Raw genomic sequence first — 12073 nt, forward strand, 5'->3', positions numbered from 1 at the left:
GCGATTTGTCTAAGAGGCTTAATGCTTATCAAGCCAGGCGCTGTAGAAGCTCGGACGACCCACGGCCTCAAAAGTGACGTCGTGCAGATAAGGCGCACCGGCAAAGACCTGCGGCTCCTCAAAAATCGGAATAACGTAAGCCTGATCGAGCAGGTAGTTTTGTGCATCACCCGCTAATTTCAGACGTTTTTGCGGATCAACCTCGGCGGAAATATCGATAAGCAGCGCATTGAGCTTGTCATCTTTGAAGGTCTTGGTTTTGCTGCTCAAGCCGCCGACTTGCAGTAAGGCATCGCGATTAGTTGGGTAGAATTCACTTTTGATTACGTCAGGATCGGCGCGGCCAACTTCAACCACGTTCACCGGCGTTTTAAACGGATCGAAGCTATCTGCGACTTTACTGCCTGCGTCACCGGCTAGAATCGTCAGCTTGACGCCAACCTGCTGCCACTGCTGCGCCACCAGTTGCAACACTTCTTTATTCTGCGGCTGAGGCAGAGATTCATAGATAGTCAGCGCCAGCGTTTTGCCATCTTTCTGGCGAATGCCGTTAGGGCCGGGCTTCCAACCGGCCTCGTCGAGCAATTTTTTCGACAGTGTCGGGTCATATTTTAGCTTGTCGCCAAGGTTGACGTAGCCCGCCGCCGAAGCCGCAATAACGGACGTTGCCTGCGGATAGTTCGGCGAAAACAGCGTGCTGACCACCTGTTTGGTGTCAACGGCATGAAGCAGCGCCTGACGAACCTTGAGGTCGGCAACTAACGGATTTTCAGGACGGAAGGAGATGCCGTCGTTCACGCCACGGGTTGAGGGCGCATAGATTGGGAATTTTTTCTCTTCGGCCTGCTTTTCATCGTAGGCTTGAACCTGACGAATGAAATCGGCCTGACCTGCCAGCAGCGCGCCAATACGCACGCTGTCTTCGCCGGTCACGATGACTTTAATCGCGTCTAAATTAGCGCGTCCCTGCTGTTTAAGATTTTTAGGGCCCCAGTTGTAGTCTTTACGGGCCGTCAAATCGACCTCGCGGCCCAGCGTTTCGCTGCTCACTACGAAAGGACCTGAACCAATGATGTGGCGCGCGTCGCCGAGAGCATCAAAATTACGGGCCAACGTGCTGAGAGAAACCAGACCCGAGCCAATCGTCGCAGTGCCCTGCAAGAAGCCCGGCGACGGCTTTTTGAAGTAAAACTTAACGGTCAGGGGATCAACCACTTCGCTGTGGTCATAGTTGTTTATGACCTCGGAAATCGGCAGATGATGCTCTTTATTACCCAAACCGTAGGTGTCGAAATTTTTGGCTACGGCGTTGGCATCGAGCGGCGTGCCGTCGGAGAACGTCACGTTCGGGCGCAGCTTGAAGGTGTATTCGGTTTTGTCGGCGTTGGTGGTCCAGGATTCGGCTATCCACGGCTCAACCTCCAGCGTCTGCGGATTCTGGTAGGTTAATTTGTCGGTGATCTGGTTCAAGATCCCGCCGTTTGGATAAAAGCCGCCAGCCGGTGGGTATAAATTAGTGTGGGCCTGCTGTTCAAGATAGATAAGCGTGCCGCCTTTTACCGCGGATTCCCCTGCTGCGAAAGCTGAAACGCTGGCTACTGAAAGAGCTAATGTCAGCCCTAAGGTCACCGCGTTAATTCGGCGAGATGTGTACATGGTTGATTCCTTTATTTTTTTGATTTGAGGCGCGCTGTGGCCCGCATAAGCTCATAACAAACCAAATCAAAAGGAAGATGAAATAACGAATTTAGCTATTCATAGCTATAAATGGTCAATGAAATAGTAATAAATGCGCAATGAAGTGAAAGCGGGACTTATTATTTTTTGTAGAAACAAAATGCTTTTTTCTTCGTAGCTTAAAAATCGTGGCGCTCTATTTTGAACACTACTTTCGTGTGCAAAAAAGGAGTTCAGTTTGAGCAACCAAACTCGCAGGCGGTTAAAAACGCTGGTAGGAGCAGGGAGCGTAATTTATGCATCCAACGATTCGCAGCCGCAGACCGGTATCCAGCGCGCCGCTGCGTTGGCAAAAATAGCTGAAAAAGAGCGGATTACCGGCCTGTTTACCGCCGATTTATTGCAGGCCGATCCCGACGGGCTGGCCGGTTCTACGGGCAGTCAGGACCCTATTGTCGCGCTCGCCGCACTGAGTCAGGTCACCTCGCAAATCGGCCTGATAGCCACGGTCTCGACTACCTATCATCATCCTTATAATCTTGCGCGGCTAATAGGCACGCTGGATCACGTGAGCGGTGGCCGTGCAGGCTGGAACGCGGTGACTTCGTCAGTGGGCGAAGAGAATTTCGGCGACATTACGCTGCCAGACCCCGCCACGCGCTACGCCAGAGCGACCGAATTCATAGAAGTCATCAACGCGCTGTTCGATGCCAACGATCCCGCCGCCGTGCGCCGCGCCGCCAGCGGGTCAGTCAGTATTGATCCCCGTAAACTGCACGCTATCGACCATCACGGCGATTTCTTTCAGGTTAAAGGCCCGCTTAACATACCGCCACCTCCACAACAGCGGCCGGTACAGTTTCAGGCAGGGCAGTCCGATGATGGGCTGATCCTGGGTGCCAAATACGCTGAGGTGATTTATACCTCGCAGCCGACCCTTAATGACGCGATTAATTTCGTCGAGCGGGTGCATCAACACGCCAACGCTTACGGTCGTCATGACAACAAGCCGTTAATTATGAACTCGTTTCATTCCGTGATTGGCGAAAGCGCCACCGACGTTTCACGCAGACTACGGGAAAAACATGAGCGTATCGATTATCAGCAGGGACGATTAAAAGTGGCCGACATGCTGGGCGGCGAGATTGATCTGCGCGATTTTGCACTGGACCAGCCGATTCCACCGAAATTCCTGCCGGAAGTTGGGCTGATTAATCGTCGTCGCGGCAGAGCGGATATTTTTAAACGCTTCGCCTTACAGGGATTAACGCTACGCGAGCTGATTATTCAGGCGCAGGAAACGGGGCATTGGTACGTCGCCGGCACGCCAGAAACGCTCGCCGATGCCATTGAAGAACGTTTCAAAGCTGGCGTACTGGATGTTATTTCTCTGCACGGCCTGGGTCAGCCCGATCAGGAAGATTTACTGCTTAACGGATTGCTTCCTGAATTACGTAAACGGCAGCTAATTGATGAGGATTATATTGACGGAGATTTTAGAACCAATTTGGGGCTGGCGCCGATTAATAAAGCTAGGCTAGTGGGTTAATAATACGCGATGTTGGAAGAGTGAACGTCTTTGAGACTTAATAAATCAGCAGTGACGAAAACGCCACTGCTGATAGTCTGCTTATTATTGTAGTTTTTACTTATTTAAGCTTTGTTTAAGTACGGTTTAATATTGCTTTGAGTTGCATATTAATGCCGCCTCATTACCAACCAGAATAACGGCTCGGACTGGCAGATATGGCTGCATTGATATTGTGGGTAAGCAAATACTCAATGTCTTCTTCTTCGCTGGCTTGTATCTCGTTTAATGTGTAAATAACGCCAATGCTGTTGACCAGAATATCGAGTCCGCCAAAGATGCCGGGTGAATATTTAATGAGCTTGGCAGCCTGTAAAGGATCGGTAATATCAACGGCCACCGCGATGGCGCGGCCACCTGTCTGTCGAATATCTTCGGCAGTTTGTTCTGCCTCGTCGATATCAATATCGGCGACAATAATGCAGGCTCCGCGTTGGGCAAGCAGCAGTGCCTGTTCTCTTCCTACTCCGCGCCCGCCATGGCTAACCAAGGCGACCTGACCCTCTAACCGTTGACCATCTTCTTTCATTGACAGTGCGCTCTCGGGTAAACGAGAGGTCGATTGATAATGCGTTTCCATGATACTTTCCTAAAAATTCTAAAAATGCAGGTGTCTATAAGACAGCCCAAGAAGCGTAGGGTATTGGGAGTAATAGTAATAAAGTAACAAAACTGTACTGTTCAGTACAGTTTAATAGTAAAGTTTTCTATTTAATTACTCTTAAATTACTTTCCAATTACTTTCCAATTACTTTCGGGAAAAAGAAAAAAGGGTCTTACGTTGCTTAAATTTGGGTAAAACGGGCCTGTAGCCATTGAGTGAATATCGTTACAGCGCGAGGCGTTTGCCGAGTGTAAGGACGCAAGATCCAGATTTTACTGGCGAAGGCATCAACAATACGCCAATCGGACAATACCTCCTTTAATTCTCCCCGCTGAATAGCCAAGGCTGCGCTAAAATCAGGCAGCATGGCAATGCCCATACCACTTAAGGCCGCATCGCGAATTGATTCGCTATTATTGGTCGCTAAAGGACCTTTAACATTTATCGAAATTAATTGATCGGGCTCGGCGATATTTTCAAAATTCCAGCGAGGCAATTCGGTTCCACGAGGATAATAAAGGCAATCGTGATCGACTAACGCCTGCGGATCATGGGGAACGCCGTGCCGTAAAAGATAGTCATGAGAAGCCACCAGCATAGCGCGCGTTTCGCAAAGAGGCAGGGCGATGCTGGTTTCCGGCAGCTTGTCGCTGTGACGAATCGCAATATCGAAACCCTCATTGACCATCGGCACAATTCTGTCTTCAACTTCCAGCTGGATACGCACCTCGGGATAACTGTTCAGAAAGTCATTGAGATGAGGTAACAGCTGCTGGCGGGCAAAAGCGACGGGCGCGGTAATACGAATCAGGCCACGCACCGAGCCGGTCATATCTAGGATGCCGAAAAAACTGCGCTCTATTTCGCCAAAGTGAGGCGTAATTTCCGAAACCAGCTTTTCACCGGCGGCGGTTAACCTGACGCTGCGCGTAGTGCGTGAAACCAGCGCAACACCCGCTAAAGTTTCGAGCTCCTTAATCTTCTGACTAAACGCCGATTTACTGACTTCTAGCCGGTCAGCGGCCTGCGTAAAGCTTTTTTGTTCTGCTAACACGGTCAGCCAATAAAGGTGATGCCAAAGCGCATCTGTCTTAAACGTTTTCATATTGATTGTTCACTATAGTGAATAATGATTTCTACTATAGCGCTTTTTCTTATCCTTATAAAATGTCAAAGTACTCAGACCACACATCCTTTTAAAACTTTATGGAGTCACATGCCATTACTACAATTTGATTTAATTCAAGGCCGCAGCGCAGATGAAGTTAAAACTCTGCTTAATGTCGCACATGAAGCCGTGCTGACGGCGTTTAAGGTTCCAGAGCGCGATCGTTACCAGATTGTTCACGAAAATCCGGCTCACTTTATGGTGTTTCAGGATACGGGGCTGGGTTTCGAACGCTCTAACAAGCTGGTGGTAGTGAGAGTATTTACCAGTCCGCGCAGTGAAGAGCAGAAAACGCTGTTTATGAAAATACTGGCCGAGGCGTTTGCCGAAAAATGCGGCATTGAGGTTCGAGACCTGTTTATTTCGTTTGTTACCAACAGCAAAGGCGATTGGAGTTTTGGCTTTGGCGAAGCGCAATATTTGACCGGTACACTGTAATAAAATCAGTTAAGCGCTCCCTAGTGTTCACATTTCTGAATAAATTCAGCTAAGTGAGCTAATATTAGTCGGTTCTGAATTCTTACTTTCAGAACGACGACATCCGACTGTTATGGGAGCCTGGATGAGAACACTGAATACTGAACGTAGAAACGCAATAGTCGACACCGCCACAGAACTGTTTCAGGAAATGGGGTACGAAAGAACCTCGATGAATGAAGTCGCAAGGAGAGTCGGCGGCTCGAAAGCCACGCTGTATAACTATTTTTCTTCGAAAGAGGCGCTTTTCGAAATGGTAGTTCGGACTTATAGCACCCAGCTGTTGAATGCTGCCGCGCTTGAGTTAGCCACCTATTCGCAGGGCGATATGCCTTTTGAGCAGAAACTGCAACGTTTTGGCGAACGAATGCTCGGCGTATTGGTTACCGATCACAGGGCGATAAAGATTTACCGCTGCGTGTTGGCCGAAGCCGGGAACTCTTGTATTGGCGAGCTCTATCGCGCGGCAGGTACGCAAGAAAGTCTCGAAAAACTTGCAGAACTGATGGCTACCGCAATTAAAGCCGGTGAATTAAAGCATGCTGATCCTATGTTGCGTGCCATTCAATTTACCTCGCTAATGAAAGCGGAAGCCTATGTGATGCTTTTGCAGCGTGAACCGGTTCCACGGACGGCCGAACAGGTCAAAGAGATGGTGAGCAGAGGGGTTCAACTTTTTTTATACGGAGCATTGGCTTTAGCAGAGAGTAATAACGAATAGAAATAAGCATTTAAGAGGTTTTCTGCTTACGCAGAATTTTATACACACACAGTTGATTGAATTACACATCAAGTATCATTCCCTCTCCTCAATAATAAGAGAAGAGGGAATCATCAAGCTAAAACGACACGTAGAGAACCAGGCGACTGTCGTGGTTTACTCACCACAATTTCTACATCTCGGCCAAGTCGGGTCAAACAAGACATCATTTTTGCTTCGCTAATTCCTCGAAATTGTCCACGCATCAAGTTGGAAAGTTTGGGTTGAGTAATACCTAAAATCTTTGCAGCTTCGGCTTGGGTCAGAGAGCGTGTCTTGATGATTGTCGTGATCGCGAGAGCGAGTTCGGCTTTAATTAACATTTCTTCAGCATCAGAAAAGCCTAAATCGGCGTAAACGTTCCCGCTGCCCGTTTCAATTTCATTATCCATTTTTTACTCCTTTTGCATGGCTTTTTGCCACCTTGAGCATTCAATAGATTGCAATACATTGATAGATATCATAAAAAAACCACGCGTTAATTATATCCATTTGGGTATAAATTAACAGCGTGGATTAGTGTTGTATAGCTGCAAATCAATCATTAAAAATGATTAATAATTACCCTTGCTTCACCTCTTCGGTATTCAGCTCGCCATATCGTTCACGCATATGATTTTCGATCTCTTCGAGGCTTTTGCCGCGTGTTTCAGGCAGCATGAACATCACAAACAGTAGCGATCCGACGTTGATGATAGCGAAAACGAAAAAGGTTTTATTGCCGGTTACGCTCAACATCGCTGGGAAACCGAAAGCCACGACGGCGTTACAGATCCATTGGAAAGCCACCGCCGTGCCGGTCAGCACGCCACGCAGTTTCTGCGGGAACAGCTCTGACATCAGCAACCAGTAAATCGGAGCGATAAACATCTGCATAAAGAACAGGAATACCAGAATGCAGGCCAGCGCTAAATAACTTTGCGTCAGGTTCTGAGGAAGGAAAGATAATACCAGCCCCAACGAAACCTGCGCGATAATTACAAACACCAGGCCCGTCATCAACATCTGACGACGACCAAAACGACTCACGGCCCACAGGCCAAATATCGTGGCGATTACTGAAACGACGCCGTTACTAATAGTGGCGGCGATGGCGGCATTGGTGCCAAGACCGGTGGTTTTCAGGATGATCGGCGTGTAGTACATGAAGGCGTTTACGCCGGTAAACTGGCTCACGAAGCCGAGTCCACAGCCTAACAGCAGCAGTCGCAAGACCCATTTTTCACGCAGCAATTCGCCCGCCGATGGCCCTTTGTGCGCTTTTGCATGCTGACGTTTCATGTCGGCCAGCTCTTTGCGCACCTCTTTTGGCGTCTCACGCAGATGTTTGAGGATCTTCTTGGCTTCTTTGAATCGACCTTCAGCAACCAGCCAATGAGGAGAGGCTGGAACAAAGAAAGTGCCGATAAACAACAGGAAACCCGGGATCATCGCGATAGCCAGCATGTAGCGCCACAGGTGATTATCGTGCAGCAAATAGCTCAGCAGAGTACTCGTCACATAGGCGAACAGCTGACCGGAAACGATCATCAACTCGTTGCGACTCACTAAAGGAGCGCGACGTTTTGGGCCTGCGATTTCGGCGATAAACACAGGCACGGTTGAAGAACCGCCACCTACCGCAATCCCCAGCAGGAAACGCATCGCCACCATAATGTGTACGTTTGGCGCGAGGGCGGTACCTAGAGAACCTAAGATAAACAGCACGGCGAGGCTGCGCAGGGTGATGCGGCGACCAAAGCGGTCAGAGAAATAACCACTCAGGAACGAACCGAAAGCGGCACCGAAAATCAGTGAAGAGGAAACCAGACCTTCGGTCACTGGCGTTAGCCCAAGACCGCCTTGAGTGATAGGTAACGTCATAAACGGCAGGGCGCCGGAAATTATTCCGGTGTCATAACCGAAAGCCAGCGCGCCCATTGTTGCTACCAATACGATAAGGAAAATGCGCTGCTTTACCGTATCGGGTGTCTGCGGTTGTTGTTCGGAATCCGCTTCTGTAGAAATATCTGCCATTAGTTGTCATTCCCTAAATTATTGCCAAAGTACAATTGGTTCAAAAGTGCTGTTGTTTCATAAGTACACATGTTTCAAAAGTGCTGTTGTTTCATAAGTACACTTGTTTCAAAAGTACAGATGTTTCAAAAGTACAGCTATTGCCAACTTTCTATTATTGCCAGAACGCCATTGTTGCCAAAGCACGCCTCCATAAACTGCAAGGAAGTAACGCCTTAGAAACAGCGAGATATAATTAGTATAGAAGGTAAAGTGTGATCTGGATCAACAAGGGAAAATCTTAGACCCTGCATAGCGTTTAGGCAATGCAGGGCAACATTTAAATATTTTTAGGAGATGGCAGGCGGGAAACGGCGGTTAACAGGGGGTTAGTCTTACCAGCGGCGCAGATGCGGATCCAGCCTTCGCCTGCCGGACCAAAGGCAACGCCGGGCGCGACGGCCACGCGTTCGGTCAGCAGGAAATGCTCGGCCCATGCCGCTACGTCGCCGCCGCTGGCGTGCGAAACGTCAATCCATATATAGAAAGCGCCCTGCGGACGTTGATAATGCAGCCCAAGCTGGTCGAGCACGGCACAGGCGGCTTCGACGTTATTTCCATAATGTTCTCGAGCCTCGTGCAACGCATCCTGCGGACCTTCGAGCGCGGCAACGACGGCAAGCTGCGCGGGTGCGTTCACACAGCTGACCGTGGCTTCCTGCGCTGCCCGAAAAGTAGAGGCAACACCCGGCGGCGTGACCAGATAGCCTACGCGGCCGCCGGTCAAACCATAAGTTTTGGAAACCGAGTAGACGCTAAATACGCGCCCGTCGTGGTCCAGAGCGGCCACGCTGGTAAACGAATGAGTAAAGGTAAAATACTCATACACTTCATCGCTGATAACCCACAAATCATGTTTCGCTGCAAAGGCCAGCAACTCACCCAGCTTTTCTGCGCTGTACACCACACCAAGCGGATTGGACGGGCTGTTAATCAGCAACACTTTGGTGCGCGGAGTCACTGATTGTTCCAGATTTTCGAGTGAAGGCTGGAATTCGTCTTCGGCTTTCAAATGATAGGCTACCGGCACCGCGCCGAGAAGTTTAGGGATCATCGAAAACGTGGCATAACCCGGATCGGGAATCAAAATTTCGTCGCCGGCAGTGAGCGTCAGCGACATCGCCATATGCAACGCCTGCGAGCCGCCGGAGGTCACGTGGATCTGGTCGTCATCCACCCGATAGCCATTATCGCGTTCGAGCTTGGTAGAAATGGCGGAGCGCAGCAGCGCCATGCCGCTGTTAGGCGTGTAATTAGTGACATCGGCCAGCCACGCATCGGCACCGGCCTGCAAAATATGTGTGGCAACGGGGCGCTCGGGTTCACCAATACTCAGCTGAATAACATCGTCAAGTTCTGAGGCCAACTCATAAATGCGGCGAATACCTGAAGCAGGAATAGCCAATGCGTTGGCAGAAAGCTGCGGCATACAATCTCCTAAAAGTGGCGCTGTCGAAGGGAAAAGGATGCCCCATTTGTACTGAAGATTAAAAAATAAGTAAAGACGAGTCGAGAATAACGATTAACGAGGCTAAAGCGAGGGCAGGGATTAACTCGAATTTTGGAATTGAAAAATACTGCCATTGAGCACTTGGCGTTGAGGCACGAGCAAAAAAAAGCCCTCGCAGCATTGCCGAGAGGGCTTGATTTGACAACAATAGGCTTAGTTAACCTGAGTCGGCATGCCTGAACGCAGGGCGATCGCCTTGTCGAGAACCTGTTGATTGACGCTTGGGTCAGCCATCAGCGTCGCATTGCCACCCGCCAGAGTGATTGGCAGCGGCTGCTGGGAATCAAACTCTTCCTGGTTGGCAGACAGCGGGTTATGCACTTCGACATAACGTGCGCCGTTCGGCTCAACGGTAGTTTTCACTGGCTCATTAATAAACTGTACGCGGGTGCCGACCGGCACATTTTCGTACAGCCATTTAATGTCGGCATCACGCAGACGCACACAGCCGTGGCTTACACGCAGGCCGATACCAAAGTTGGCATTGGTGCCGTGAACGGCATATAGGCGGCCCACGTAAAGTGCGTACAGACCCATTGGATTATCAGGACCTGCCGGGAAAGTCGCTGGCAGCCATTGACCCTGCGCGGCGTACTCTTCGTGCATTTTTTTGGTTGGCGTCCAGGTCGGACCCGCTTTTTTGCGCTGAACGGAAGTCACCCAGTTAAGCGGGGTATCTTTGCCCAGTTCGCCGATACCGATTGGCAGCACAACGACGGTATTGGTGCCTTTTGGATAGTAATAAACGCGCATTTCGGCGCTGTTGATTACCAGACCTTCGTGTGGTGTATCGGGCAGAATCAGCTGGTGCGGAATAGTCAGCACGGTGCCGGAGGTGGGTAGATAAGTGTCAACGCCCGGGTTGGCTTCCAGCATATTGGACAGACCCATCTGATACTGTGCAGCAAAATGCTCCAGCGGCAGTTTGTTGTCTTGTGGTACGACGACGGTGATATTTTCACCGATCAGACGACCATTTTTCGCTGGCAGCGGATAGACGACGGCGAAAGCAGCCTGGCTATAAGCAGCAACAGCCAACACCAATGTTAAGATCGCGCGAATGCTCATTTTCATATTTTTTTAATGTTACTCTTGCCATACAGGCACTAGTTTATGGGATTTTGCCCGGGAGGATTCTTCCGGGATGACGCTTATATTGTATGTTCACAATCGCTTGAAGGTGAATCAAGATGTGTAACTAATCACCTATCAGGAGGGGTAATTATAAAGAATTATTTCCTTAAACGAAAACTTTCTCAAAAATTAAACAAAAGTGAGACTTTTAGTTTTTAGATTTGAAATCTAAAGGCAACTTTTTAAGTTCAAAATCTGCTTGGTCAATGGATTTTGACCCTTTAATCTTTAAATTCAGCTTCAACTTCAACTTCAACTTCAACTTCAACTTCAAGTGCATGCGCTTCGCTTACTGCGCGGTGCTGGGCTTGACCGAGCCATTGCGGTCTTTAAATTAAACTGCATGCGCTTCGCTTACTGCGCGGCGGCGCAGACCGCCTCAAGGATGTTCCTAAGCGAACACCCTTAAGAATCCCGCGCTTTTTTTCCACAGCTGTAACTTGAGGATTAAAAAGGGAGATCTTTCCAGTGACTCCGAAGTGTGGCGTAGGTCGCGGCGCTTCGCGCTCCCGTCACTTCGTTCAGAAGCCAAAAACGTCTTCTTCACCTCCGTTCCGCGCCGCCCTGATCCCGCCAATAATTGCTTCAAAAGAAAAAACGGTAACTCTTGGGCGGTCAAAGGCCGATTCCTCAAGCTTCGTTTTAATAATCCTCAAGTTTCGTTCTAATAATCAGCAACATAAGAAAAAATCATGAAAAACTCAGTTGAGTATTAGATAAAAATCAGATCAATAGTGATGCGGAAATTAATGTTGCCCCGTGAAGACAAAAAATTTAAGTGTTTGAACAATCGGCTCTTGACCGCCCAAGAGTTTCCGCCTTTATATTAATTGCTGTGATTGGCGGGATCAGGGCGGCGCTGAGTGGAGTGATTTGAGACGTTTTTGGCTCAAATCCGTAATGAAGGGATGGCGAAGCCGCGCGACCTACGCCACGCGCGGTGGTCGCTGGAAAGATCTCCCTTTCTCATCCTCAAGTTACAGCTGTGGAAAAAAAGCTGGGGATTCCAAAGGGGCGAGCGACTGCACTGAACCCCAGATCCTGGACACTTCCAGAATCTGAAGGGTTACCATTATGAAGCATCCAGTCTCACTGCGGCT

10 protein-coding genes are annotated in these 12073 nt (G+C 49.3%); 3 read left to right on the forward strand and 7 right to left on the reverse strand.

The window, feature by feature from the left end; genetic code table 11:
- Positions 1-18 precede the first annotated feature (18 nt).
- A complete protein-coding gene (locus SC206_RS20595; protein WP_332740322.1) occupies positions 19-1656 on the reverse strand; it encodes a TIGR04028 family ABC transporter substrate-binding protein in 1638 nt (545 codons plus the stop codon).
- Between the two features lie 259 nt (positions 1657-1915).
- Here SC206_RS20595 and SC206_RS20600 point away from each other — a divergent pair, with 259 nt between their 5' ends.
- Complete coding sequence (locus tag SC206_RS20600) at positions 1916-3226, forward strand: NtaA/DmoA family FMN-dependent monooxygenase (protein WP_332740324.1); 1311 nt, start codon at positions 1916-1918, stop codon at positions 3224-3226.
- 163 nt (positions 3227-3389) lie between these two features.
- Here SC206_RS20600 and SC206_RS20605 read toward each other — a convergent pair whose 3' ends face one another.
- The gene (locus SC206_RS20605) at positions 3390-3845 is read right to left on the reverse strand and encodes an SDR family NAD(P)-dependent oxidoreductase (RefSeq protein ID WP_332740327.1); all 456 of its coding nucleotides are present in this window, start codon (positions 3843-3845) and stop codon (positions 3390-3392) included.
- Positions 3846-4050: 205 nt separating this feature from the next.
- Positions 4051-4974, reverse strand: a complete 924-nt coding sequence (locus SC206_RS20610; RefSeq protein ID WP_332740329.1) for a LysR family transcriptional regulator — start codon at positions 4972-4974, stop codon at positions 4051-4053.
- Positions 4975-5085: 111 nt separating this feature from the next.
- Between SC206_RS20610 and SC206_RS20615 the strand changes: the two genes are divergently transcribed.
- Both SC206_RS20615 and SC206_RS20620 read left to right on the forward strand, forming a co-directional pair.
- On the forward strand, positions 5086-5475 hold the full coding sequence (locus SC206_RS20615; RefSeq protein ID WP_332740331.1) for a tautomerase family protein: 390 nt from the start codon (positions 5086-5088) through the stop codon (positions 5473-5475).
- Between the two features lie 124 nt (positions 5476-5599).
- The gene (locus SC206_RS20620; protein WP_332740333.1) at positions 5600-6235 is read left to right on the forward strand and encodes a TetR/AcrR family transcriptional regulator; all 636 of its coding nucleotides are present in this window, start codon (positions 5600-5602) and stop codon (positions 6233-6235) included.
- A gap of 113 nt (positions 6236-6348) precedes the next feature.
- On the opposite strand, the gene SC206_RS20625 is transcribed toward SC206_RS20620, so the two are convergent.
- From SC206_RS20625 to SC206_RS20640, 4 genes are all read right to left on the reverse strand, one after another.
- Complete coding sequence (locus tag SC206_RS20625) at positions 6349-6666, reverse strand: helix-turn-helix domain-containing protein (protein ID WP_332740335.1); 318 nt, start codon at positions 6664-6666, stop codon at positions 6349-6351.
- Positions 6667-6835: 169 nt separating this feature from the next.
- On the reverse strand, positions 6836-8290 hold the full coding sequence (locus SC206_RS20630) for a sugar porter family MFS transporter (RefSeq protein WP_332740337.1): 1455 nt from the start codon (positions 8288-8290) through the stop codon (positions 6836-6838).
- A 319-nt stretch (positions 8291-8609) separates the two neighbouring features.
- Positions 8610-9758, reverse strand: coding sequence for a pyridoxal phosphate-dependent aminotransferase (locus SC206_RS20635; RefSeq protein ID WP_332740339.1), 1149 nt, complete (start codon positions 9756-9758; stop codon positions 8610-8612).
- A gap of 234 nt (positions 9759-9992) precedes the next feature.
- The gene (locus SC206_RS20640) at positions 9993-10913 is read right to left on the reverse strand and encodes a L,D-transpeptidase family protein (RefSeq protein WP_332740341.1); all 921 of its coding nucleotides are present in this window, start codon (positions 10911-10913) and stop codon (positions 9993-9995) included.
- Positions 10914-12073 lie beyond the last annotated feature (1160 nt).

Origin of the sequence: Rouxiella sp. T17, assembly GCF_036663475.1 — a bacterium.
Lineage (GTDB): Bacteria > Pseudomonadota > Gammaproteobacteria > Enterobacterales > Enterobacteriaceae > Rouxiella.

Bases quoted from the DNA above. Each gene is read 5' to 3' on its own strand.
- SC206_RS20610 (WP_332740329.1), bottom strand. From the start codon at position 4,974: ATGAAAACGTTTAAGACAGATGCGCTTTGGCATCACCTTTATTGGCTG.
- SC206_RS20635 (WP_332740339.1), bottom strand. From the start codon at position 9,758: ATGCCGCAGCTTTCTGCCAACGCATTGGCTATTCCTGCTTCAGGTATT.
- SC206_RS20620 (WP_332740333.1), top strand. From the start codon at position 5,600: ATGAGAACACTGAATACTGAACGTAGAAACGCAATAGTCGACACCGCC.
- SC206_RS20615 (WP_332740331.1), top strand. From the start codon at position 5,086: ATGCCATTACTACAATTTGATTTAATTCAAGGCCGCAGCGCAGATGAA.
- SC206_RS20640 (WP_332740341.1), bottom strand. From the start codon at position 10,913: ATGAAAATGAGCATTCGCGCGATCTTAACATTGGTGTTGGCTGTTGCT.
- SC206_RS20630 (WP_332740337.1), bottom strand. From the start codon at position 8,290: ATGGCAGATATTTCTACAGAAGCGGATTCCGAACAACAACCGCAGACA.
- SC206_RS20595 (WP_332740322.1), bottom strand. From the start codon at position 1,656: ATGTACACATCTCGCCGAATTAACGCGGTGACCTTAGGGCTGACATTA.
- SC206_RS20605 (WP_332740327.1), bottom strand. From the start codon at position 3,845: ATGGAAACGCATTATCAATCGACCTCTCGTTTACCCGAGAGCGCACTG.
- SC206_RS20625 (WP_332740335.1), bottom strand. From the start codon at position 6,666: ATGGATAATGAAATTGAAACGGGCAGCGGGAACGTTTACGCCGATTTA.